The organism is Bacillus sp. S10(2024) (assembly GCF_050473865.1).
Lineage (GTDB): Bacteria > Bacillota > Bacilli > Bacillales > Bacillaceae_G > Bacillus_A.
Map to the genome: position 1 here is coordinate 852,098 of NZ_JBFLUR010000002.1, position 25,681 is coordinate 877,778.

At 34.9% G+C, this 25,681-nt stretch carries 23 protein-coding genes and 1 pseudogene; 20 read left to right on the forward strand and 4 right to left on the reverse strand.

Going from position 1 to position 25,681, the window contains the following annotated elements; all coding sequences use genetic code 11:
• Positions 1 to 17: 17 nt before the first annotated feature.
• On the reverse strand, positions 18 to 1,130 hold the full coding sequence (locus AB1280_RS04360) for a phosphodiester glycosidase family protein (protein WP_429754985.1): 1,113 nt from the start codon (positions 1,128 to 1,130) through the stop codon (positions 18 to 20).
• A gap of 480 nt (positions 1,131 to 1,610) precedes the next feature.
• Here AB1280_RS04360 and cspD point away from each other — a divergent pair, with 480 nt between their 5' ends.
• From cspD to AB1280_RS04400, 8 genes are all read left to right on the forward strand, one after another.
• Positions 1,611 to 1,811: a cold-shock protein CspD gene (gene cspD / locus AB1280_RS04365; protein ID WP_035430809.1), complete on the forward strand. Its 201-nt coding sequence runs from the start codon at positions 1,611 to 1,613 to the stop codon at positions 1,809 to 1,811.
• 121 nt (positions 1,812 to 1,932) lie between these two features.
• Positions 1,933 to 2,781 (forward strand): exonuclease, encoded by an 849-nt coding sequence (locus tag AB1280_RS04370; RefSeq protein ID WP_429754986.1) that lies wholly within the window; start codon positions 1,933 to 1,935, stop codon positions 2,779 to 2,781.
• Between the two features lie 794 nt (positions 2,782 to 3,575).
• Positions 3,576 to 4,124, forward strand: coding sequence for an AarF/UbiB family protein (locus tag AB1280_RS04375; protein WP_429754987.1), 549 nt, complete (start codon positions 3,576 to 3,578; stop codon positions 4,122 to 4,124).
• Positions 4,125 to 4,466: 342 nt separating this feature from the next.
• Positions 4,467 to 5,123, forward strand: coding sequence for a PIG-L deacetylase family protein (locus tag AB1280_RS04380; RefSeq protein WP_272190240.1), 657 nt, complete (start codon positions 4,467 to 4,469; stop codon positions 5,121 to 5,123).
• On the forward strand, positions 5,120 to 6,445 hold the full coding sequence (locus AB1280_RS04385) for a glycosyltransferase family 4 protein (RefSeq protein WP_429754988.1): 1,326 nt from the start codon (positions 5,120 to 5,122) through the stop codon (positions 6,443 to 6,445). Before AB1280_RS04380 ends, AB1280_RS04385 begins: the two co-directional genes overlap by 4 nt.
• On the forward strand, positions 6,435 to 7,610 hold the full coding sequence (locus tag AB1280_RS04390; RefSeq protein ID WP_272190192.1) for a carbamoyl-phosphate synthase: 1,176 nt from the start codon (positions 6,435 to 6,437) through the stop codon (positions 7,608 to 7,610). The genes AB1280_RS04385 and AB1280_RS04390 overlap by 11 nt, the downstream gene beginning before the upstream one ends.
• Positions 7,611 to 7,615: 5 nt before the next feature.
• The gene (locus AB1280_RS04395) at positions 7,616 to 8,671 is read left to right on the forward strand and encodes a phosphotransferase (protein WP_429757268.1); all 1,056 of its coding nucleotides are present in this window, start codon (positions 7,616 to 7,618) and stop codon (positions 8,669 to 8,671) included.
• A gap of 39 nt (positions 8,672 to 8,710) precedes the next feature.
• Positions 8,711 to 10,039, forward strand: a complete 1,329-nt coding sequence (locus AB1280_RS04400; RefSeq protein WP_429754989.1) for a glycosyltransferase family 4 protein — start codon at positions 8,711 to 8,713, stop codon at positions 10,037 to 10,039.
• Positions 10,040 to 10,333: 294 nt separating this feature from the next.
• On the opposite strand, the gene AB1280_RS04405 is transcribed toward AB1280_RS04400, so the two are convergent.
• On the reverse strand, positions 10,334 to 11,422 hold the full coding sequence (locus AB1280_RS04405; RefSeq protein ID WP_429754990.1) for a DUF3900 domain-containing protein: 1,089 nt from the start codon (positions 11,420 to 11,422) through the stop codon (positions 10,334 to 10,336).
• Between the two features lie 400 nt (positions 11,423 to 11,822).
• On the opposite strand from AB1280_RS04405, the pseudogene AB1280_RS04410 reads away from it, so the two are divergent.
• A pseudogene (locus tag AB1280_RS04410) lies at positions 11,823 to 12,729 on the forward strand (VanW family protein).
• Between the two features lie 142 nt (positions 12,730 to 12,871).
• Here the strand turns inward: AB1280_RS04410 and AB1280_RS04415 are convergent.
• The gene (locus AB1280_RS04415) at positions 12,872 to 13,390 is read right to left on the reverse strand and encodes a GNAT family N-acetyltransferase (RefSeq protein ID WP_429754991.1); all 519 of its coding nucleotides are present in this window, start codon (positions 13,388 to 13,390) and stop codon (positions 12,872 to 12,874) included.
• A gap of 273 nt (positions 13,391 to 13,663) precedes the next feature.
• Here AB1280_RS04415 and AB1280_RS04420 point away from each other — a divergent pair, with 273 nt between their 5' ends.
• The 8 genes from AB1280_RS04420 to AB1280_RS04455 all read left to right on the forward strand — a co-directional run bounded on the left by AB1280_RS04420 (position 13,664) and on the right by AB1280_RS04455 (position 22,325).
• The gene (locus tag AB1280_RS04420; RefSeq protein ID WP_429754992.1) at positions 13,664 to 14,137 is read left to right on the forward strand and encodes a hypothetical protein; all 474 of its coding nucleotides are present in this window, start codon (positions 13,664 to 13,666) and stop codon (positions 14,135 to 14,137) included.
• 234 nt (positions 14,138 to 14,371) lie between these two features.
• Positions 14,372 to 15,481: a metallophosphoesterase gene (locus tag AB1280_RS04425; protein ID WP_429754993.1), complete on the forward strand. Its 1,110-nt coding sequence runs from the start codon at positions 14,372 to 14,374 to the stop codon at positions 15,479 to 15,481.
• 3 nt (positions 15,482 to 15,484) lie between these two features.
• Positions 15,485 to 15,991 carry an N-acetyltransferase family protein gene (locus AB1280_RS04430; RefSeq protein ID WP_429754994.1) on the forward strand — a complete coding sequence of 169 codons (507 nt, stop codon included), beginning with the start codon at positions 15,485 to 15,487 and terminating at the stop codon, positions 15,989 to 15,991.
• A gap of 349 nt (positions 15,992 to 16,340) precedes the next feature.
• Entirely contained in the window at positions 16,341 to 17,792 is a 1,452-nt protein-coding gene (locus AB1280_RS04435) for a M36 family metallopeptidase (RefSeq protein WP_429757269.1), read from the forward strand.
• A gap of 311 nt (positions 17,793 to 18,103) precedes the next feature.
• On the forward strand, positions 18,104 to 19,300 hold the full coding sequence (locus AB1280_RS04440) for a multidrug effflux MFS transporter (RefSeq protein ID WP_429757270.1): 1,197 nt from the start codon (positions 18,104 to 18,106) through the stop codon (positions 19,298 to 19,300).
• A gap of 563 nt (positions 19,301 to 19,863) precedes the next feature.
• Positions 19,864 to 20,565 (forward strand): MgtC/SapB family protein, encoded by a 702-nt coding sequence (locus AB1280_RS04445; protein WP_272190142.1) that lies wholly within the window; start codon positions 19,864 to 19,866, stop codon positions 20,563 to 20,565.
• Between the two features lie 259 nt (positions 20,566 to 20,824).
• A complete protein-coding gene (gene ilvA / locus AB1280_RS04450) occupies positions 20,825 to 22,084 on the forward strand; it encodes a threonine ammonia-lyase IlvA (RefSeq protein ID WP_429754995.1) in 1,260 nt (419 codons plus the stop codon).
• Positions 22,085 to 22,097: 13 nt separating this feature from the next.
• Positions 22,098 to 22,325, forward strand: coding sequence for a hypothetical protein (locus tag AB1280_RS04455; protein WP_429754996.1), 228 nt, complete (start codon positions 22,098 to 22,100; stop codon positions 22,323 to 22,325).
• Positions 22,326 to 22,360: 35 nt separating this feature from the next.
• Here the strand turns inward: AB1280_RS04455 and AB1280_RS04460 are convergent, their stop codons facing one another.
• Entirely contained in the window at positions 22,361 to 23,686 is a 1,326-nt protein-coding gene (locus AB1280_RS04460; protein WP_429754997.1) for an ArsB/NhaD family transporter, read from the reverse strand.
• 268 nt (positions 23,687 to 23,954) lie between these two features.
• Here AB1280_RS04460 and AB1280_RS04465 point away from each other — a divergent pair, with 268 nt between their 5' ends.
• From AB1280_RS04465 to AB1280_RS04475, 3 genes are all read left to right on the forward strand, one after another.
• Positions 23,955 to 24,305: a YojF family protein gene (locus AB1280_RS04465; protein ID WP_429754998.1), complete on the forward strand. Its 351-nt coding sequence runs from the start codon at positions 23,955 to 23,957 to the stop codon at positions 24,303 to 24,305.
• Between the two features lie 12 nt (positions 24,306 to 24,317).
• On the forward strand, positions 24,318 to 24,983 hold the full coding sequence (bshB2, locus tag AB1280_RS04470; RefSeq protein ID WP_429754999.1) for a bacillithiol biosynthesis deacetylase BshB2: 666 nt from the start codon (positions 24,318 to 24,320) through the stop codon (positions 24,981 to 24,983).
• Positions 24,984 to 25,123: 140 nt separating this feature from the next.
• On the forward strand, positions 25,124 to 25,384 hold the full coding sequence (locus tag AB1280_RS04475) for a YuzF family protein (RefSeq protein WP_272190134.1): 261 nt from the start codon (positions 25,124 to 25,126) through the stop codon (positions 25,382 to 25,384).
• Positions 25,385 to 25,681 lie beyond the last annotated feature (297 nt).

Sequence of the window (25,681 nt, forward strand, 5' to 3'; positions counted from 1 at the left end):
AAGTATCTGTAGGATACTTAACTGCTCTTTGTTTCGTGAGAAGCAACAGCAGATGTTCCTGTCAATTCTGCAATCTTTGAAGTTTCTGCAGGATGACCGTCAATTGTAACATCCACTTTTTGATTGTTATTGGTAGTTACAACCCAACAGTTTGGAAGGTAACGAGACTTATGAGATAGAGTAGAAGGGATGTTTAATATATCTCCTAATGCATACATAGTTGCAGAAGAACCGCCATCCATAGCCATCGCGTTTTCGGCGCCCTTGTCATATAAAAGGTCCTGACAATCTTTTAAAGAAGCACCAATACTGTGAGGTTGTCTACCATCTACGATAAGAAACATAATTGAGCCATCTTTTTTTTGAGCCATAATACTTCTAGGACCATATCCCCAGCCACCATCATTCGTAAGCATTTTTTCACCATTTACGATAAGCTGGGGCATAAAACCAGCTGCAGAAACAACACTTTTATTCAGCAATTGCTGTGCAGAGTAGTCGCCTGTTATCATTTGTCCATATTGTGTTAAACCAGTGATAATATCTGGTGTAGTTTCATTTTGAGGTGTATGAATAATTTGTCCGTTTTCGATCACAATACCTAGACCAACTTTACCGCCGCCATGTCCTGTTTCATCTGAAAATCCACTTGCATTTACCGCAGCAAGTGCGTGATTCCGCTTAGCCATCACATAAATTTTCTCACCAACATCGCTACCTTGCGTACCTTGCTGTGTTACAAGTTTTACATTAAGAGGATTACTAATTGTCATAAGTTTTCCTTCAAAATAATGATCCTCATATTTTTTTTGAATGGTTTCGATTTTTACATGAAGTGGCATATGTTTTTTCGCTTCTAATTGTTGTTTTGTAAGTTTTTGAAGCCCGTCGGATTGGCTGTTTTTCCATTTGGGATTATTAATAGAATTTGAAATATCATTCAACTCTTGTTGAGATAGAAAAGTGAATTTTGCCAAATCACGATGTTGTGAAGTTAAGATGCTTTCCGCAGCAATTACACGTAATTTATGTCCATACGGCGTACCGAACAATACACCAGCACCAATTACAATGAAAACAAATAATAAAATGGAGGATAGTTTTAAAGCTTTTTTTAGATGTTTTTTCATTCTGAAAACTCCTCTTAAATAGTTCAGCTTTTCGCTTTTTTTGTGTGCAATCACTTCTTATTTAAATAGCGTAGATTCCTTTACAATATGATGATATAAACAATTTGGCAAGAGGAAAATATGAAACTGTATCGTTAAATCATAATAAAAACGGTCAGATTAATAATGACGGAAAAAATAAGTGAATCTCGTTTGGAAAGACATAGAAAAAGTAAAGGGAAAAACAGATAGTATGATTCGTTCACGTCATATAATACATAAATAAAAAATAAAAATTTGCATTTATGTTAATAAAGGTGTATAGTTAGGTTAAACCATTTTACTTTTAATACCATAGAGATTTAAATAAGCTGTAACTTCAGAGGGGGATAGCAATGTTAAATCTTCTCTGGGTTACAGTTTTTTATATCTGATGATTATTTGTAAAATGGTAGAAAATGGACATGTACATTAAGGTACATATTTTAGGAGGATTTTTTCATGCAAAACGGTAAAGTAAAATGGTTTAACGCTGACAAAGGTTTCGGTTTCATCGAAGTTGAAGGTGGAGAAGACGTATTCGTTCACTTCTCAGCTATCCAAGGCGACGGCTTCAAAACTTTAGAAGAAGGTCAAGAAGTTACTTTCGAAGTTGAACAAGGTAACCGTGGACCACAAGCTACTAACGTAACAAAAAAATAATTGAAGTGAAAGAGAAGGGAACCCCCTTCTCTTTTTTAATACCTTAAATATGAGTGATTGTTAATACATATTGGAAATAAGGGATATACTGTTAAGAAGTGATAAGGAAGAGGTATGTGGTATGTATGAACCAAAATATTATATTGTATTTGATATTGAGCGGAATTTTAGACCTTATCAATCAGATGCTCCAACGGAAATTGTTGATATCGGAGCCGTCAAGATTGAAGCAAGTACAATGAGCATCATCGAAGTTTTTTCGTCATTAGTGAAACCAATGGCATCCCTATCTCGTCATACAACAAAATTAACAGGAATTACAAAACAAGATGTAAAAGGTGCAGAAAAATTCCCGAAGGTAATTGAGCGCTTTCGTAAGTTTCTGGGAGAAGATTATATGTTTGTAACGTGGGGAAAAGAGGATTATGGATTTCTAACAGAAGATTGTGCACGATATAATGTGAAATGTCCTGATCTTGAGAAAGAAAGAAGATTTGATTTACAGAGATTTGTATTTCATGCATATAAAGAATTATTTGTAAATCCACCTAGTTTGAAACTTGCAGTAGCACAATTGACTTTAGAATGGGAAGGAAAACAACATCGCGCCTTTGACGATGCCAAGAACACCGCAAATATTTTTCTTACAGCAGCTAAACAAAAAGACATTCGTAAACGTTACAAGAGAAATGTGGAGCTAATCCTTGTGAAAAGTGGCTCTTTGACTGATAAGGGTAGAAAGAAAATGAAAAGATGGGTATTTAAAGAGGTGAAAAAAAGAGGGAATTCCCAAATGACATGGGATACGTTCATAAATAGTAAGACATGGGAGAATGTATCAGAACAATATTATTTTGATCATGCGACTTTACTACTACTACAAAATTACTTTCCTACTGCTTTAAAGAAAGCAAAGCAGCAACTTCAAATATTGGCTTCAATGAATAACCAAGAGAATAAAACAAATTAGGTGCGGATGCTTTATGCTACTGAAAAAGATAGATTATGTGCGGTCAGTGGAGGTGAAAAGAATCCACTGATTGCAATTTCACTTGAGATTAGTGATCTGTTAATAATTGCTTCATGCAGGAGAGGTGTTCCATCCAAAGAAAAAACGTAACTTCCCCAGACTCTCTGTGGAGCTAATTGATCTACATGTTTTTCTAAATTCCTCATTTAATAAACATATACATTAAGGCTAAAGAAGAAGATTAGCCCTCCTCATTATACAGATTTTTCATGCCGATACAAAAGGATAAAATTCTAAAGATAGCATAACGACTTCTATTGTTATCATAAATAACTAAGAGTAAATCTCCATTAAAATATGCTAAGATCAACCGTGAAATGCTCCTCCATACTAGAAATATTAAGACATCCTCGTTTATTCTGCTATTCGTGGGCAGTAACCCTCCACCTCAAAACGTAGAGAGAAATGAAGAAGATAGTTCAGTGAATGAAGGCGAAGAAATCTTTCTATGAATATTCCAATACTAGTAAGAATAGATATAGCAAATTTTTTCACTTTATATCTGACAAAACACTATTAATTTGTTTAATGGTAAAAATGTAATAAAAAACAGCTAGTAGTACGCCTCTTGTTAAAACAAAGTCCCCCACTACTTTTCAACCACTAATCTTTTTTAAAATTGAATCCATTTATAAAAATATATACAAATTTAGGGTACATATGCGAATGAGGAATCATAGAATATGAGATGAAGCGATTACAAAATTATGAAATCTCAAATAAGGAGAAATGAAATGAAAGCATATTTTAATAAAAGAAGAGTAAGTAGAAAAGATATAGAAAAATATAAGCTCATTGGGAGCGGAAAAGATGGGGAAGTATATCAATTAAATGATAATAAATGTGTGAAAATATATTATCTGGAAGAAACTCGAAAAAAAGAGTTAAAAGCGCTTGCAATTGGACAATCTTCCCCTATTATTCCACGACTTTATGAATATGGAGAAAATTATATCGTTATGGAATATATACGTGGAATTTCACTTGCGCGTCACTTGAAAAGAGAAAAAAAAATTACAGAAGAATTAACTGGAAAAATATTAATAATGTTGAGTGAATTGAAAAAGCTAGGGTTTACTAGATGGGACACTGAAGTGAGACATGTTTTAATAAATGAAAAAGGTCAATTAAAAGTTATTGATCATAAAAGAGCTTTTACTTTAAATAGAAAGACACCTATTAAGTTATTAATGGGTTTTGAAAAATTGGGGCTCGCAGAGGATTTTTTAAAAGATGTGAGGAATATACAGCCTTCCGTTTATAAAACATGGATGAAACGCTAATAAAAAATGAAGTGTTTTGTATTCCATACTTTTTCGTATTCAAGTCACCGTTATATTGTTTGGATTCCTTCTTTTTAAAATGTATGAGTGATAAGGCTCTTCTCTGAAAAGTGTTAAATATTACAAAAGAAATGTGGAAGATAACGGTTAGTATATACCTAATTATCAAGAGCTTTTCACCAGTGATGAAAAGTTTATTTATCACATAGGGAGAAATGCACATATGAATGTATGCCTAAACTAGTGGTTATTAGTAATAAATAAAAACAAGTTTTCCGCTAATGACAGTTTCTTTTTACAGTATCAATCATAAATTAAGTAGTACAAGGAGTGAAAATACTAATGAAAGAGTGTATTTTAGTCATTGGCGCACATCCCGACGATGAGTTATTAGGAACTGGCGGGACTTTAAAAAGATTAGTAGAGGAAGGACATCAAGTAATTTCAATTATTACTGCTCTAGGAAGAAAAGAGGAAGCTCATCACATACAGCAGCTAGGCCGGTGTGCAAATAAGGAAATTGGTATTGAAGAAGTGATATTCCTCGAACATGCTAATTTAGAGTTAGAATTAATTCCACTACATCAATTAACGAAAGAAATTGAACAATTAATACAAATTTACAAACCAAGCAAAATCTTCACTCATCATTATGGAGATCTGAATATTGATCACCATATTACTTTTCAAGCGGTTTTGACTGCGACTCGCCCTCTACCAAACAAACATCCGATAGAATTAATTACATTTGAAACCGTTTCTTCTAGTGAGTGGAATATACACACGAATGATAAATCTTTCAAGCCTAATTATTTTGTTAACATTACAGATCAAATAGACTCAAAGATTGCAGCGCTTAAACATTACGATGTAGAAATGAGAGATTTTCCTCATCCTCGTTCATACGAAGGAGTTGAGTATTTAGGAAGAGTTAGAGGAATGACGATTGGCGTACCATATGCCGAAGCGTTTGAAGTGATAAGGAGGGTTTGGAAGTGAAAAAGAGATTTGAGTTCCCTTATCCTTATATAATCAAAACATTGGATAAGTATTATGGAGTTCAGTCATACTCATTACAAAAAAAGAAAAGTAAAGCAGAAGAGCGTTATACAGAGTCAAAGGGGTCTAAAAAGAAGAAACTTTCAATATTAATCGCTACATTTTGGGACTATCCTCATACTGGCGGGCTATCTAATTATATTACAGCACTTAGTGAAGGATTAAGAAAACAAGGACATCATGTCGATATTATCTCTCCTAATCACTTTTCTAGCAGTCAAGTGGAGAGGTTGCGCGAAGGGATTGTTCCTGAGTTAAAAAATTTTTTAAAAGAACGTTATGGAAGTTATAATAGCACAATTATCAAAAATCAAAGAAATATGTATATATACGAAAGAATGATTCGTGAAAATATCAAATTTAAAAAATATGATGTCTTCCATGCGCAAGATTTGTTTACAGCTAATATATTAGGAAGAATTAATGAATATTTTGGAAAAAAAATGATATTTACTCCCCATGGAATGTTTACTTTTAATCGAGTAAAGTTCGGTATGTTTAAAAAGGATTCAGTGGAAGAATTCTATCATACGGCATTAGAAAGAAAAGCAATTGAATTTGCCGATCATCTTATTATTCTCAGTGATTCATTTCGTCGCCCGTTAATGAAGTTAGGGGCAAATCAAGAGAAAATGACAACCGTACTGACAGGCATTGATTATCCTGATAAGTATCAAACAAAAAATACATCTTCAACCCGTAAGAAAATTGTTATTACATGTGTGGCTAGATTAGGACCAAGAAAAGGTCATAATGTATTACTTGACGCCTTTTCACAGATAGAAAGCAAATATAAAGATAAAATTAATTTGCTTATTGTCGGAGATGGTGAGATGAGGGAGAAATTAGAAGAACAGGTTCATTCTTTGAATCTTTCCATGGTGGAATTTTTAGGGCAAAGAGACGATGTCCCAGATATTTTAAGTAAGACAGATATTTTTGTACTTCCAACTTTAAATGACAGCCTACCAATTTCTATTATTGAGGCGATGCATAGTGGGATTTGTGTCATTTCAACGCCATCGGGAGGTATACCTGAACTGATTAAAGACTCTAAGACAGGCATTCTTGTCGATGCAGGAGATACAAATAAACTGGCGCGCGCATTGCAGTTTGTTATTGCAAATCAGCAGGAGCGGGAAGAGCTGGGGAGAAATGCAAGAAAGTTTGCTCAGAAGTATTTAACTAGGGAGACTATGGTAGCAAACATCGAAAACATCTACAAAAAGTATTTAAGTAAGGAAGAGTTCAATGAATCATGAGAATGCAGCGGTTGTACTGGATTTAAGTGCAAATGGAATTGGGATTATTAGAAGTTTGGCGAGAAAAGGAATTAGCGTTTATGCATTTGATGTAGAGAAACCTTATAAAATAGGGAAATCGCGCCTTGCTACATGTGGAATATGCCCAAGCCCTTTGTATGAAGAAAAAGAATTACTAACTTTTCTAATCAACTTGGCTAAAGAATTTAAAGTGAAACCTGTTTTGTATACAGGTGCAGATGATTATGTAGTATTCATTTCAAAATATCGAATGGAGCTATCTAACTACTTTTTATTTTTGTTCCCTGAACATTCGTTGATTGAAGAAACACTAAATAAACAAAAAGCGTATGAACTAGCAGTTAAACATAATATTTCGTGTCCAAAAACGTATGTAATTACGAAACAAGAACAATTGGAAGAAGCGATATTAAACGTTGAGTTTCCATGTATATTAAAGCCGGTTTTAGGTCATGAGTTTCGAAAAAAGATAAATCAAAAGGCTATCCTCATTCAGAATGCAGCTCAACTTAGAAATGAGTATCAATCATATCGACAGCATGGAAAGCTCATAATTCAAGAAATTATTCCTGGTGATAACCAATGCTTTTATAAGGTTGCGACATTTTATGACGACAACATGGAGTTGCTTGCGTTATTTTCCTTACAAAAAAATCATCAATTCCCAGCTGAATTTGGAACAGGAGCACACATTGTTAGTAAACAAGTTCCAGAATTAGTGGATATATGTTTGCCTTTTTTTAAAAACATCGGTCTTAAAGGTATTGCTATGGCAGAGTTTAAAAAGGATCCTCGGGATGGTGTTTATAAGTTTATTGAAATAAACCCACGCTTTTGGTTAACTCATAGTCTCACAGGGCCAGCTGGTATTGATTTTGTTTATATGTATTATTTATATTTGACAAAGCAAAATCCAACGCCAAGACTTAAACAAATAGACGGAATTAAATGGATTTATCTTGTTCGATATTATTTAACATTTCGTCATAAGAAAAGAAGAGCTGAAATGAAATGGAAAGACTTTTATAAAGGATTGAGAGGTAAAAAAGAATTTGCTTTGTTTGCGTGGGATGATCCAATGCCATTCATTAGAAGTGCATGGTCGCACTTGGTAAACGCCTGGAAACGAAAGCGAAAGGAATGAAAATATTGTACGAGGCAGAAGTATTGTCCGGTTACTTTGAAAAGTTGAGAATTGAAGAAAAACTCTCTTATTCAATGAATAAGAGAGTTGTAATAGATTCTGATAAAATCGAGTGTTTAAAATCAACAAGAAGAAGTAGTATTTATAAATTATTTATTCAAACAAAAGATGATTCCTATCCTATCATTTTAAAAATATATAATTCAGCAGATTACAAAAACGAAATAGAGATTAATATATATAATAGTGCTTATTCTATATTGAAAGAATTTCTTCCTGATATATATCATATTGAACAAAATAGAAATGAGACTTGGATATTTATGGAGTTTGTACGTCAAATACGTGGTCAGATTACCTTTTTACCGAAACATTTTGACTACATTATTCCTACTGTTGCTAAGCTTCACGCGCACACATTTGAAGACAATTATAAAAAACATAAATATGTTTGGAAATCTTGGCTCCCTATTTATGAATCGAACCGCATGAGGAACGATCGAACGAAACAAATTGAAAAGACGATTAATTTTCTTGATGATGGAATGAAAGACGATCGCTTAAAGGGAATTATTAAGCCTCATTATAAATCGTTAGTAAAACTATGTAACAAAGGGCCAGATTTTTTTCCGGAACTATTTGAAAATGGTTCGTCAATAACGCATGGCGATCTTCATTTGCAAAATATTTGTAGTAATAATGTAACACTTCATGCACCGTGGCATATTCAGTTTATCGATTGGGAGTCAACTAAATATGCACCTGTCTGGTTTGATATGGTTGTTCTAGTTGAAATTTTATTGGGTTTCAGAAAAGATTGGCAAGGCAGTGCAGAAGAAATTCGTACACATTGTGTAGAAGTTTATGCAAAAGAAATGCAGAAGAATGGCATAAACTTTAAAACAAAGCCAATTGATCTTTATAAAATGTCATATTTGCAGAGAACATTAGAAAAAGGACTGCATACTCAGCTGCGAAGAATATTTGATAACCGCGGCGGTGAATTATTGCCATATCATCTTGAAAAAATATCTACCTGGGGAAGCGAATTAGGTTTATAGCATATATACATTTTTCATCATCAGCTGAGTTAGGAGGAGATGCTTCTGAATACAGCAAAGGAAAGACGAAATGAATGTAATGTTCCTTTCCATACGAGTCTACTAAAAATCATGGATGAATACTATCAAATAGATAATAAAAAGGATCGTATTACCGAACCGTTTGAGACGTTTGGAATTAAAAAAGATGGCACACTAAGTAAAACAAGCAAACTAAAAATTCTTTATGTAACATTTTTGAAATATCCTAATACAGGGGGATTATCAAACTATATTACTTCTTTAAAAACAGGCTTTGAAAAGTATGGTCATGACGTAGCTGTCATCTCTCCTACTCAAATGACAGCAGTTCATTTAGAACAAGACATTCCGAAGGCTGCAGAACATGCAAGGGATTTTATGTTACAACGATACGGTATAGTGAATGAAAAAATTATAAAAAACACGAGTTTTTTGAATGTATTTATGTCTTTCTTAAGAGAAAAAAGATTAGAGCAATACGATGTCTTTCATGCACAAGATTTATTCGCTGTCTTTTTATTAGGACAACTAAACTTAGAATATAAGAAACCACTATTTTTTACACCACATGGGCATTTCACAAAGAGTCGCTTAAAATTTGATAAAATAAAAAAAGGATCAATTGAAGAAGCGTATTTTAGTGAAATTGAAAAACAGGGAATAAGAGCGGCTGATCAAATCATAACGATTAGTACTTCCTTTCATTCTCCTTTAAAAGCATACGGAGCAAAGACAGAGCAATTGATTACTGTTCATACAGGCATAGATTTTCAGCAAGATTCTAAATCTAAGCCGAAGTGTACTAACAAACTTGTCATTACTTGTGTTTCTCGCCTCTCTCCTAGAAAAGGTCATGATATTCTCCTAAAAGCACTCTCACAAATTCAACAAGATTTAACAAATGTAGAGGTTTGGATTGTTGGGGATGGTATCATGCGAGAAAGGCTAGAAAATCAAGTTATCCATCTCGGCCTTAATAATGTTAAATTTTGGGGCAGAAGAGCAGATATACCAGAAATACTTTCTTCTTCTACAATCTATGTTTTACCTACTATTAACGATAACTTTCCAATTTCAGTTATTGAAGCTATGTTTTCACGCCAAGCTATTATTACAACAAATTGCGGTGGCATACCAGAAATGATTCAAAATGGAAAAACAGGGATCATTTGTGAACCGGGCAATGTGCAACAACTTTCTAATGCTCTTAAATTGCTTTTAACGAATAAGAGTCTTCGTGAAAAATTGGGAAGAGAGGCTCAGGCCTATTCACGGCAACATTTAACTCAGGATGTAATGGTCACAAAGATAGAAAAAGTATATTACTCTTTTATGGAGAATAAATAGAACTTGTATAAGATACATTCATATTTAAGTTAAAAAACAACATACCGCCCTTAAGGGGAGGATAGGAACATCTAGTCGTATAGAAGCGGTCAGAGTCTTTTCCTATCGTACGAAAAGAAAAGGGGAAAGTGAGTGCAGTACATGTTGTTTTTGCAAAATAGCGACTTATATGCAAAAAAATGAGTGCGTGTGTTTATGGCACACATGCACTCATTTTTTATTAATATAGGAAATCTTCTACAAGATAAAAAGCATAGTTAGGTCAATAAAACGTTCGAAATTGTTTTAATGAACTTATTCTTCTCCTATACCATACCCGTAGTGTTGTTTCTTCTCAATCCGCTCAATAACATCTTGCAGCTCATCAGGCTTTAAAAATTCAATAGGGGAGAACCCTTTTTCAAACGTAAGCGTGTCCGCTTCAATCATCAGTACATATTTATCATTAACCTTCGCAATATGAACTTGTTCACCAAAATCCGCAAGCAATGCCTTCACAGAAATATGGTCTGCCTTTAGCTTTAATTCTATCTCAGGAGTATGCTCCACAATTTGCGCCGTAGCTTCCATTACTTCTTCTGTTGTGAAATGCTCCATAATTTCACGTTTAGGACTTGCAGCCCACACTTCCATCGCTTGGTCGAATTGTTCACGTTCTTCTGTACCTTCTTCAAAGACGTCTTCAATTTGGTCGTATACCATGCCCATAACTTGTGTTTTCATAATTTCTGGCATGGAACGCTCGTATTCTACGAATTTTAAGAAGTCTTCGAAGTAGCGGGCGTGTGATGCTTGATGGATTTTTAGTTCGCCGTGCTCCACGATGCCTTCTTCTGGCATGTATGGATATTGAATCGACTTCATATTTTTCGTTGTAATGGCCATTTCAACATTTCGAATTAGTGTTGCTTCATCAGAAATAGAAGCAACTTTTGGTTCGAAGTCACATTTCATTACAAAGACGAACGGATCGTCAAAGTATTTGCGAAGTTTTGCCTGAACAACGAGAAATACACCGCCGCGTACAGCACTTGTATCAATATAGGTATAGACGAGCGGTTCGTTTGTATCCTTAAAGGTTTCTTTCGTTTCTGCAAAGCGAATGCGGTTAAATAGGTTGTAGTTCGGGTTTGAATCTAATTCATGGCCAACTTCAACAATGAAGCAACCGATTTTTGTCGGAACTTGTTCACTTTTAGGATGACGGTCTACTTTTCGCTTCGAAATTTTTAATAATTCTCCGTCTAGAAAGTCTTTTAATGGACTGTCTTCGTATTCTTCTGCATCTAACGTTTGAAAATGTTTATAACGTTTGTCTGCTTGTTCACCTTGTCCGTCTACTTGTACGACGTAAAAGGAGAGGAAATTTATTTCAAAATCCATGATTATCACCTTGTTTCATTTCGTTAACTCTTTTCAGTATAGAGATGGAGAAAACATTCGTCAATTTAATAACAATGGTGTTTTCATTCGTGCGGATGGGGGACACTTATTTATCTTAAAAAGAGTCATTATGTATTACATTTTTAAGTAATATTGGTATAATAAAATATCGAGTGTATAAAAATTGTCACAGTGTATTTTTTGGTATATACTGGATGAGTAAGGCGATAAAATTTTCACATGAAATATGTGTAGACTTTTATGAAGGAAAAGAGTAACTTAAGATATGGTATAAATAAGACAGTAATACATAAAATTTATTTTAAAAAGTAATGTAATTATACATACATAGAATTGTTGAAACTAGAAAAAAAGATAGAGAATAGAAGGAGAGAGTAATTTGTTGCGTAGGGTTCGAATTTTAGTCGTAGGAACATTCTGCTTAGGTGTAGTTAGTGGGTGCGGAACGAAAGCTAATGAAGTTGCATTAGTGAGTGGCGTTGGTGAACATGCTGTAGAAGCGAAAGCAGAGGTAAATAAAAGTATTAGTTTAGTAGATGGCAGAACTGGAAAAGAAGTAAAAAAGATAGATTTAGCAAGTTTAGGTTATTTTGAAGATGAAAAGACCTTTAAAAAAGAAGTCTCTAAGGTAGTTAGCGAAGTTGCAAAGAGTGTAGATACAAAGATGGTTCCTTCTCGTATGAAGAGTGATGGTACATGGGTAGAAGGAAAGCCTGCTTACGAATTAATGGAAAAAGAGTTAGTAGATAAATTAATGAATGTTGGAATGTGGGATTCTACTTATCAGTTGCCAATTGTAGAGAAAAAGCCTGTTGCTACAGCAGAAGCTGGAAAAGGAAATGGAACAGTCGTAGGGAGATTTGAAACGAATTTGGGTGGTTCTACTGGTGGTAGAATAGAAAATATCCGTTTGTCTGCAGGCACTGTCAATGGAGTTGTATTAGGTAAGGGAGATAGATTTTCCTTTAACGCTTTAGTAGGAGATACAACACCTGACAAGGGCTATCAATTAGGGAAAGAGATTGTAGATGGTAAATTAGTAGATGGATATGGCGGAGGGGTATGTCAAACTTCTTCCACATTTTAATGCTGCAGATCAAGCTGGATTAAAAATGGTGGAGAGATCAACACATTCAAAAGAAGTAGGTTATGTACCTAAAGGCAGAGATGCGACGATTGCATATCCATATTTAGATTTAGTATTTGAAAACGCAAGTGATAACCCAATAAAGCTTGTAATGTACTTAGATGGTCAGAAATTAGTTGCAGAGGTACGTGCTGTATAGGTTGTTATAGGTGTAGGTATTGCGCTCTTTTTAGAAAACTTCTGAAAAGATGTGAATTGAAGTAAATAGATGTACACAAAAAGGTGCTACTTATGAAAGCGCCTTTTTGTATTGCCAATTAAATGTATCTTTACTTCATACGTTATAATGCAATCCAATATCTTTTTACGACATTACCATCTTCTTCAATATAATTTGAATCAGGTATACCGCCATTTTTGATAATTGTTTTTTCTGAATCGATATTACTCTCGTCACAAACAAGAAGCGCTTTTTTGATACCTAGTTCTTTCGTTTTTTCCAATGCTAAATGTAATAAAATAGTAGCGTACCCTTTTTGTCTTTCGGAAGGGCGAATGCCATAACCGATATGCCCGCCGCAATCCAATAGTTTCTCTGTTAATTGGTGGCGTATATTTACAGCGCCAACGACTTTATTTTGTTCGGTAATTAACCAATACGTAGAATCAGGTACCCAACCCTTAGGAAGGTTTTTACCTTTCTCAGAGTCTATTAGAAACTGAATCATACCATGAAAATCTGTTGGGTCTTTACTAATGACCCACGGCACCCTATTTTCTCCGCTATTTTTCCATCCTTGATAGAAATTTAAATATGCATCTTGTAGTTCCAGTGTAGGTTTTACTAATGAAACATTCATTTGCATGCCCCTTTAATATAGAATATTTATAATATTAACACAGTTTTTGTTATTTATAATATGGGTTCTGAAGTAATAGCTGTTTCTACTTAACTGAGATAATTTAATTAGGTATTCTTTTTCATAGAAGAGATTTATATGTTGAGAAATGAAAATCGATATAAAATATACTAATTAATAATCAATTTCCAAATTATTTTTCTGTATTCTTTTTATAATATCAATTAATATATATAAAACAATGCTAATTCAACAAACTAGGAGTGAAACATAATGGACTACCAACAAATAAAAATGAAAACATTAGAGGGGAAAAAATTAAGTAGATTGAAATCATATATAGCAGAAACAAAGTCTGTTTTAAAGAATTCTTTACATATTAATCCGCTTATAAAAAATAATCAAAAAAACAGCGAGAGGGAAATTAGATATTATGCGATAAATTCTTGTCTAACAAAATTAAATCATTATATTGATTTGACCTTTGAGGTAGCTGGATTTTCCGAAGAAGAAATTAACAAAAATGTTTTTTCTGGAGAAAAAGTAGTTTCTGTTTTAAAGTTCATTGACTTTTCAATCGCTAACAACAAAATAAATATGAAAACATTGAAAGATCGTGAATTTTGTATTTTTTCTGATGCTGAACATACGAATCTGTTTTTATTACAGGCTAAGCACGAGATGTTAGTGTATGGGGATATTAAAACTTGGATTATTAATTCACTTTCATATAAGGAATATATATAGACTATAGAGAAGTGAATGATTGATAAGGAATAAAGAAATTTTATTAGTATGATTTGTATTTTTTCTGATTAAAATGTGCTGATTTATGGAAGCGGGGTATTTTTTCTCCTATTAAAGAGCTAAATAGTCATAAAAAAGAGGTATAATGAAAGACTTTGTCGAATTTTTTGTGAAATATCAAATTCCGAAATGTAAATAATTTAGGGATTTTAGACAGAAAAAGGGGTCTTATCATTGGAGAAAATAAAGGAACTATCAATCCCAAATAACGTAAGAATTATTGTTATTTCCGATATTCATGGGGAATTAGAACTTTTCAAAGCGCTATTAGAAAAGGTTAAATTTAGTAAAGAAGATTATTTAATCATTAATGGTGACCTTTGTGAGAAGGGGAGTAACAGTAAAGGTGTTGTAAACTACGTAATGGAACTCTCATTTAAGAATCCAAATGTTCACGTTATAGAAGGGAATTGCGATACTGTAGTTGAAGAACTTTTAAATGAAAATCCACATTTAATAAACTATTTATGTACAAAGCAGCACTCTATATTGAATGAATGGTTGGAGCATATAGGCTATTTTGTGAGTGAAGATACAAACATCAGAGAGATAAAGGAGATACTGGAAAATCGATTTTCAAAAGAAATAAAGTGGCTTACAGAATTACCTACTGCAATTGAAACGGACGATTACATTTTTATTCATGCAGGATTAGATGAAATAGAGAATTGGAAAGATACAAATCGAGATACTGCCATTACATTGCCGGCATTTTTACATAAGTCACATCGTGCAAATAAATATGTAATCGTTGGACACTGGCCAGTTGTTAATTATTCTTCAGAATTACCATCAGATAATCCAATTATTGAACATACAAAAAAAATAATTTCAATTGACGGTGGAAATGCGATTAAAGAGACGGGTCAATTAAATGCATTTATTATTCATAAGTCATCTAGTGAAGATACATTTTCACATACATATGTTGATCATTTTCCAAAATATAAGGTGTTAGAGGACTTTTGTGCGGAACCTATGATGAGCGGTTTGATTACATATCCACGATATGAGATTATACCAGTTAAAAAAGGTAAGCATTTTACTTTATGTGAGCAGCTTGAAGCAAAACAATTACTTAACGTTAAAAACGAATATATACATCAAAATGAAGCGGGAAGTTCTTATGCTAAAACGGATGTTTCTTGTGCGCAAATAGGTGTAAATAAAGGGGATACTGTCTCTATAATTGATGACAGCTGCACAGGATATGATTTGATAAAAAGAGATGGTGTAGTTGGTTGGGTAGCTAAAGGTATCTTAGCTAGTGAAATGGAGGTGTGACAATTGGTTTCTCAACTGGAAATAGAAGAAGTGAAAATAATAGATAAAGATATTGAAAAGCTTGCGGAACTTTTGAGAGTAGTAGTAGATGACGGGGCATCGATAGGTTTTTTACCACCAATGACACAAGAAGAAGCGATAAAGTACTGGAAATCCGTGTTAAGTTCTGAAGTTATACTATTCATAGCAAAGATAAATAATGAAATAGCGGGCAGTGTACAATTGCATTTAAGTACGAAGCAAAACGGAAGGCATCGAGTTGAAATTGGAAAACTAATGACTCATCCGAAATTCAGACGTAATGGAATTGGACGTGCACTTATGCAAAAAGCAGAAAAAAGAGCGATACAAGAAAATAAATCGCTTTTAACATTAGATACTAGAGAAGGGGATCCTTCGAATCAACTCTATATATCATTAGGGTTTGTAGAAGCGGGGAAAATTCCCCACTATGCTAGGTCGGCAAATGGAGAATTACATACAACGGTGTTTTATTATAAAATGATTTAGTGAATTTTTGAATGCAAAATGTAAGCGACTATGATGATCTTTATTTTGTGTGAAATTACTTGGAAATGACATGATAAATTAACATTTTATAATAATCTATTAGCAGCACTATTTTAGAATTTTGTTAGCAAGGTTCTAAGATAGGGTTTTATGTTTTTATAAAATATTTCTTTTTTTAAGAAAAATATTGAGAAAATCTTTCATTTGTCAGATTTATAAAAATTAGAAAGGTGAAATTTTACCTACCCTAGAATTACTCGTACATTCGAAACAATTCTAGAGTAGGAGAGTGATAGTTTTGTTGAAAAAAGTTGTCACAGTTGCTACCGTAATTCCATTGATTTTTGGTATGATTCATACTGTTTCAGCGGTAGAAGAGATACAAGGAAAAGTGCAAAATGTCTCACTACAAGAACAGGCAACCGAATATTTAAAAGGGAATGCAGCGCAGTACTCTTTGAAGTCGGATATATCAGATTTACAATATGTTTCTACGACAGATACAGAGGTGGCATCTTATGTTAGATTTCAACAAGCAGTTAATGGATTTCCTGTATTCTCTAGACAAGTAACCGTAACGCTCAATAAAGGAGGACAAGGTGTGTTGGCAGTTTCGGATTACCTTCCTGTACAGAGCGTGAAGGAAATTAAGCAAAAGCTAAGTGAAAAGGAAGCGGAAGGTAAATCTACTCAGTATCTAGAAGCTGATGATGCGACTTTATGGGCTCCAACTACGCGTGAATTTGGATATATAATAGAAGAAGGTGTGGCAATTCCCGTGTATCGGGTTGTCATTCATTCTCAAAAACCATTTGGTGCTTGGGAAACATTTATTGATGCAGAAAATGGGAAATTACTTAAGAAAAAAGATTTAAACCGAAAAGCAGAAGGACAAGGGAAGGTGTTTCTTCCAAACCCTGTAGCAACGAGTGGAAACTTGGCCAGATTGACTGATAATAAAGACTCAGATTCTACTGCGTTGAATAACCAATTGAAAACGGTCACTTTAAAAGGTCTCAATGGGTCAGGATATTTGGTTGGAGATTATGTGACGATTGCGTCGAAAGTAAAAACGTATTCTGCTTCTCTTCAATATAACTACACACGTTCAAATGATAGATTTGAAGATGTTATGGCATATTATCACATCGATACTTTGCAGCGATATATACAACAACTTGGGTTTAATAATATTAACAACCGTTCTATTAAAGCAAATGTGAATACATCTACAGCAGATAATTCTTTTTATTCGCCTTCAACTAAGGCGCTGACATTTGGTTCTGGCGGAGTTGATGATGCGGAAGATGCAGGGGTGATTGCCCATGAATATGGCCATTCTATACAAGATAATCAAGTTGCTGGATTTGGGAACTCTTCGGAAGGCGGAGCTATGGGAGAAGGGTTTGGAGATTTCTTAGGAGCTACATATGAAGATGCTGTATCAGATACAGGTTATGGAAAAGCTTGTATTGGAGAATGGGATTCAACTTCTTATTCCAATATGAATCCAACTTGCCTTCGTAGATTAGATAATAACAAAGTGTATCCGAAAGATATAGTGAATGAAGTTCATGCGGACGGTGAAATTTGGTCACAAGGTGAGTATGACATGGCGCAAGCTTTTGGCCGAGATATTGCGACAAAAATTATTTTACAATCGCATTGGTCTCTTACTCCTAACGCTACTTTCCGTGACGGTGCTAAAGCGATTAAGCAAGCGGATGCCCTCCTATATGGAGGACAGCACGGTGCAGAAATTGATCGCATTTGGACGGCGCGAGGCATCAGTACAAACTAGTTGTAAAATAGTGAATTTAAAGGGAATAGATCTAGAAATATAGAAGGTAACAGGGTATCGACATTTGTTGATATCCTTTTATATATGCTTAAATTGGAAAAATATCGGGTGAATTTATTGACAATAAGTATAATTGTAACTAAAATGATTACATCTAATTTATTATTCTATATTCTTGTGAAGTGATGCAGGTGAAAAGGATAGACATAATTTGGAACATAAAATGAAGCTTCTAGTATTGGGAGTTTGTTTCATTCTGCACACTTGTGCAGGAGAAAAAGGAGGTTAAATAATTGCAAACAGAATTACAAATGAAAGTACAAGTCGCTAAGGATAAGCGAATTATTTTAGCAATCATTCTCGGAAGTTTATCTGCGATTGGACCGCTTTCTATTGATATGTATCTTCCAGCTTTTCCAGCTTTAACAGACGATTTGCATGCGACAAGTGCACTTACACAGTTAAGTTTAACGGCATGTTTGTTAGGAATTGCGTTAGGACAATTGTTGGTCGGTGCATGGAGTGACCGTCAAGGAAGGAAAAAACCAATTGTAATTGGTCTTGTTATTTATGCAGTTACGTCATTATTATGTGCGCTAACCCCCTCTGTCTGGACACTTATTGTATTACGTTTTATTCAAGGGGCAGCTGGTTCAGCGGGGATTGTACTTTCACGTGCGATTGTGAGAGATTTATACACGGGATCAGAGCTTACGAAATTCTTTTCTGCTTTAATGTTAGTAAATGGAGCTGCACCAATCTTCGCACCTATTATTGGGGGACAAATTTTAAGTTTTGCTTCTTGGCACTGGGTATTCATTGTGTTAGGTATACTAAGTGTATTTATGTTATTAAGTGTTATATTTATATTGCCAGAAACGTTGCACGAAGAAAAAAGAACCGCAGGTGGTTGGGGAGAGAGCTTATCGCATTATAGACGCTTATTACAAGATCGTGTATTTATGGGGTATGCACTTTCTCAAGGATTTATTACAGCAGCGATGTTTGCCTATATTTCAGGATCACCGTTTGTCATTCAAAATATTTTTGGTGCTTCGCCGCAATTATATAGTTTATTTTTTGCGATTAACGGTTTTGGGATAATCATTGCCTCACAAGTTACAGGGCGTTTGGCAGGGAAAATTAAAGAACGTACTTTATTAGTAACGGGACTTCTTTTAGCTTTATTCGGAGGCACAATGCTTCTTCTGATTATTTTGCTGGCTCCTTCTTTAATAGGGGTGTTAATCTGCTTCTTTATGATTGTTTCTAGTGTAGGGATTGTTGGGACGACGGGGTTTACGTTGGCGATGCAAAATCAGCAAAAGGCAGCGGGAAGCGCTGCGGCTTTACTAGGACTGTTACCTTTTATCTCTGGCGCTGTAGTAGCACCTATAGTGGGCATTCAAGGAGAGCAGACTGCCGTACCAATGGGAATAACAATTGTTTGTTGTCATATCGGTGCAATGCTTAGCTTTATCATTTTAACGAAACGAACAAAAAATTAAAAATTCTAATTTGAAATTATTATGCATGATAATGTTTACATTTTAAAGGGGCACAGTTTTTAGGTAGCTTTTATATTAATTATATAAGTCGTTTAAGTATACCCCTCTTTTGTTGTGAGCGGGGGTTTTTTATAACGTTTGAAGGTGAGAAAAGATGGATGGAAATACGGGAAGCGAGCACATATTAATAAAGAGGCATGCTGATCTTTTCTCACCGATTAACGGTAAATGGGAGAGATATTCTTTGATGTGACAAGGAGAAAATGATAAAGATATCTATATATTTTGTTCAAGAAAAAACGGTTTAGCTGAAGAGATATTATTACATTACTGGCTATTATATGATTATTGATTCAGGTAAGGGAATGACAATCCAATTTTTAATATAACGTAGAGGAATCCGAGAACGGATTGGATATATGAATTGATTGTGGCCGTTATGCGGATTTATTTGATTATGATGAAGAAGTGAGACAATTGTTTATAGAAGAATAAATGGGAGTATGTTTTATGGTATTCTTATGAGAGCAAAGGTCGATTATTAGAAGATAGGGGTGAAGAAAATGACGTTGCAAGAGATTGCACTTCATATACTTGTAGCTATATTTGCTGGGGCCCTTATCGGGACGGAGCGTCAGTGGCTTCATCGTATGGCAGGTTTAAGAACAAATGCTTTGGTTTCATTAGGTGCATGTTTGTTCGTTTTATTATCAGTGATTGTGACAGGGGAATCGAGTCCCACCCGGATTGCAGCTCAAGTTGTTAGTGGAATTGGCTTTTTAGGAGGGGGAGTCATTATTCGCGACGGCTTTAGTATTCGAGGGTTAAATACAGCTGCAACATTATGGTGTTCTGCAGCGGTAGGAACTCTTGTTGGAGCAGGTTTTCTAAAAGTGGCTATACTAGGGGCATTTGGCGTTTTAATAGCTAATATTTTCCTTCGTCCAGTTGCACTATTTATGAATAAGAAATCAACTGATCAAATGCCAGAAAAAATGAGTTATGTATTATCCGCAACATGCTCTAATACAGATGAAGTTCATATTAGGTTGTTACTTATGCAAATGTTAAATACAGAAGACATTGAGTTAAGAGAATTATATAGTGAAGAGATTGAAGAAGGTAAAAAAGTAACGATTCACGCAGTTTTACATTGTAATACTAAGAAAACAATTCTTATTGAAAAAGTAGTGAATGGTCTTAGATTAGAAGTAGGCGTTACAGCTACTGGATGGAAAGCTATTTTTGAGCAAGAGGGCGATTAAAAAGATACAAGTATAAATTTCGTACGTGTCAAAGAACAATTACAGTCAACTACCCACCACTGGGCTCTTGCCCGTCACGCGCTTGAAGGTGAAGGCTTCTTTCGGAAATACGTTAAAGTGGAAACGCCATCATGTAAGGATGAATTAACATAGTGTGTATGTTGATTCATTTTTATTTGAATGACGTTTTAAATATTTAGATTATTCTGTATAATTGAAAGCAAAACTTTTTAAATTATACAGTGAGGCGGTTAAAGATATGAAAAATGTGAAAGAAATGATCAAAATTGAGGATATTCTCGTTGCATATAATACGTTAAAAGATGTGATTCGAAATACATCTTTAGAGCGCGATTCAATTTTATCAGAGAAATATCAATGTAACATATATTTAAAACGAGAGGACTTACAAGTTGTTCGTTCTTTCAAAATACGAGGTGCCTATAACTGTATTAGCAGTTTACCGATGAAAGACTTGAAAAAAGGAGTTGTCTGTGCAAGCGCTGGTAATCATGCACAGGGCGTAGCTTATACATGTCATAAATTACAAATTCCAGCAAAGATTTTCATGCCAAATACCACACCAAGCCAAAAGGTATCACAAGTACGCTTTTTTGGAGGGGATTACATAGAGGTAATCTTGCAAGGAGATACATTTGACAGCTCATATGGGCAAGCTGTGAAATATTGTGAAGAATTTGGATTAACATTTATTCATCCGTTTGATGATCCAAGGGTTATTGCAGGACAAGGGACGGTTGGTGTAGAAATTTTACATGATACGGATTGTACGATTGATTACATGTTTATGGGAATTGGCGGAGGAGGCTTAGCAGCAGGAGTAGGAACATACATAAAAGGAATTAGTCCTTTAACGAAAATTGTTGGGGTGGAACCAGAAGGTGCTGCTTCGATGAAAGAGGCGCTTGCGCAAGGAGTGGTTGTCACGCTTCCACATATTGACTCATTTGTGGATGGAACAGCGGTTAAACAAGTTGGTTATCTTACATATGAAATTTGTAAACGTGTGCTAGATGATATTGTTGCTGTACCGGAAGGAAAAGTATGTACAACATTACTTGAGCTTTATAATAAAAATGCGATTGTAGCAGAGCCATCTGGTGCACTGCCAATTGCAGCGCTTGATTTATACCGAGATGAAATTCGCGGAAAGACAGTTGTTTGTATCGTAAGTGGTGGCAATAATGATATCGATCGGATGCAGGAAACAAAGGAAAGATCATTAATTTATGAGGGACTGAAGCATTATTTTATTATTAATTTCCCGCAGCGGCCTCGGGCGTTACGTGAGTTTCTAGATAACGTACTCGGACCACATGATGATATTACACGTTTTGAGTATACGAAGAAGAATAATAAAGATAATGGTCCGGCACTAGTTGGGATTGAACTGCAGAAAAAAGAAGATTATGAGCCTTTTATTAGAAGAATGGAAGAACAAGGAATACATTATATGGAAATCAATCACAATCCAACATTATTTAATCTATTGATTTAAAAGGAGCATGAAAATGAATTTAGAAAAAAGGAAATCAGCTGAAGAAGAAATAGTAGAATTAAAGGAGCTTGTAAAAGAGTTGCATGGTTCTATCCATCAACTGCAATCAGAAGTGCAGCAACTGCGGCATGAAAGGCCAGTTGTACAAATGAAAAAGGGGATTGAATGGACACCAACAATGGTTGGACAGGTTGGCGGAATCATTTTAGGTGGTCTTGCAATTATCGGTATCTTTTGGTGAAAAAGAAAGGTTTACGGCTCATGCCGCAAACCTTTTTACATTAAATAACGTAAATAAATATATGCATGTGATAAAAGTAGTGCAACAATTGTTAATGGTAACCCGATTTTTAAGAAATCCATGTACGAGAAACCGCATCCTTCACGTTTAGCAATGCCTGCTACAACGACGTTGGCAGAAGCACCAATTAGCGTACCATTTCCTCCTAAGCAAGCTCCAAGTGATAATGCCCACCATAATACTTCAATTTGCGGGGAATCTGCTGCAAGTCCAAGTCCGCTTGCTAAGTTTTGAATAAGCGGAATCATCGTTGCGACAAACGGAATGTTATCAATTGTGGCAGAAGCAGCGCCGGATACCCATAAAATTAAGATAGATGCATAGCCGATATCTCCATTTGTTACGTCTAATACTTTTTTTGCAAGTGAGGAAATAAGTCCGATATCAACAAGTGCACCGACAAGAACGAATAAACCTGCAAAGAAGAAAATCGTTACCCATTCAATATGTGCAAATACATTTTCAATTTCGTGCTCTTTTACACCGATTAGCATTAAAAGGACAGCGCCAAGTAGAGCGATAACGGCAGCATCAACATGAATAATAGAATGGAAAATAAATCCAAATATTGTTAGTCCTAAAATGGATAAAGACTTAACGAGTAGGCTGCGATCACGAATATAATCAGTTTCATTTAAAGACATCAGTTTCTGGACTTGTTCGTCTGTTGTTTTTAATTTGTTACGATACATGATATATAAAATAAGTAACGTAACGGCAGAAATAATAGCAACAATCGGTGCTAAATTCAGTAAAAATGCATTAAAATCAAGATGCTTATTTGCAGATCCAATCATAATGTTTGGAGGGTCACCAATAAGCGTCGCTGTTCCGCCGAGATTAGAAAATATTACTTCTGAAATTAAAAATGGAACAGGAGGTACCTTCAAAATACGTGTAATCGATAATGTAACAGGTACAACTAATAAAACCGTTGTTACATTGTCTAAAAATGCAGAACCAACTGCGGTTAAGAGGGATAGAAGCAGTAAAATGCGAATTGGCTTTCCGCCCGCAACTTTAGCAGCTTTAATTGCCACATATTCAAAGACACCAGATTGACTTGTGATATGTACGAGGATCATCATTCCGATTAATAGAGTGATGGTTTCCCATTGAATATGTGTAGAAAAAGCAGTATGTAAATCTACTATTCCCATAATCACCATAATAGCAGCGCCAAGTAAAGCAATAACAGCACGGTTAATTTTTTCAGAGATAATAAAGCCGTATGTGATTAAAAATACAGCAATGGCAAAATAGTATTGCCAGTTTGCAACTTCGTGTGCGGAATGATCCAATGTGTTCACCTTCTTTTTAAGAATCCTATACGTAGTAGTGTATAAAAATGTCGAAATGCACCCTTCTGCATAAATATTATTGTAGCAAATTCACATGCAGAAAGAAATGAAAATACGGAACACATCAAAAAGATAAATAATTTCATATACCGTATTAAATATAAAAAATAAAAAGCAAAAAAATATGCAAAGTAATCATTGTCCTCTATTATAAGAGATAGCAATTTACATTATTTTTTCGTAAACTGATTAAAAGAGGTGAAATCCGATGGAAATAATTACAGATACTACTGTCGTACAAAGTGAAATCGAACATTTTCTAAATCAAGATGTATACCTTCATTTAGAGACGACAAATGGTGCATATGCTTCACATGTAAATGAAAAAACGATGACAGTTGGGGCGTTTATCCGTAATACAGTGATTCGCTTTGAACGCGGCAAGATTACAGGAACGAATCCATATCGTATAGGTTTAAAAATGGAGCATGGCTGGGTATACGCAGAAGGTGTGACACATTGGGAAAAAGATGAAAAAAATCGTCTTTTATTAGCGGGACATGATGAAAAAGGGCGTCTTGCAGTTGCACTGCAATTAAGTTTAACGCCATTTGCATAAGGAGTGGAGATAATGGAAAGACACGTACTTGTAGTATTTCCGCATCCAGATGATGAATCATTTGCGGCGGGGGGAACAATTCGTCAATATCGAAATAATGGAGTCCCTGTTACGTATGCTTGTGGGACACTTGGTCAAATGGGACGGAATATGGGGAAAAACGTATTTGCCAATCGTGAAACAATTCCAAGTATTCGTAAGCGAGAATTAGAAGAAGCTTGCCAAGCGATGAGAATTGAAGATTTACGTTTACTTGGCTTCCATGATAAAACGTTAGAATTTGAAGACGTTGAATTTGTAGCGGATAAAATTGAAGAAGTAATTCGTGATGTGAATCCGTCTTTAATCATCACATTTTATCCTGAACACGGTGTACATCCAGATCACAATGCATTTGGACGCGCAGCTGTTCGTGCAGTAGAACGTATGCCGAAAGAAGAGCGTCCAGTTATTCATGCGGTGGCTATCACGAAAAATCGTGAGGAAGCATTAGGAAAGCCAGATGTAGTTAATGATATAAGTAACGTATTACCGCAAAAATTAGCAGCGCTTCGTGCACATCGTTCCCAAACAGAAGCGATGTTAGAAGAAATGGAAGAAAAGCTAAAAAAACAAGATCCAGCAACGACAAAATGGTTACAAGGTGAACAATTTTGGACGTATAAATGGGAATCATGAGTTAGAAGTAGCAAACCTTCTAGCTTGTGAAATAGAACGAGAGGCCGTAATGATGGAATCTCGTTTCTTTGTGTAAATAGGCACATCGAGCTAATTCCTTTCATACAATACAAGCGAGTTGTAGAAAGAGGGGGATATTAATGGACTATTCATACGAAGATGTATACGGAGATTTTCGAAATGGTTATCAATTAAGCGGAGAAGTAGTTTCTAGCGTGGATCCATATGTTGTGCAAACGTTACAAATGATTGTTGGGAAAAATGTTGTTGTCGACACAATGCGCGGTAGCTTGCAGGGGATGTTAAGGGCTGTTAAACCAGACCATATTGTAATTGAAGAGGAAGATACACCGTTCTTTATTCGGATGCAGCAAATTGTTTGGATCACGCCGGAAGGATAGTGTGGATGAAAGAACATTTAACTTTTATACATTAGTAATGATGGTAATAACCAAGAAGTCTGCTAAGTTGTAATGTAGGTTTATAAAAAAATTTGATAAAAATCACCTCGTGAGATATTACAATCTTAAGAGGTGATTTTTTGTCTAATAGAAAAAGAGTAACTTCTATAAAAAAGAGGTTGAAGATTATAAGTAAGGTGAAACTTTAATCAGAGGGGGGGCTTCATTCCCCACTGATTATCAGCCCTCACCAATTGGGCTTTTACGGGCAGTTTATCTCCTACCTAACTTCTTTGT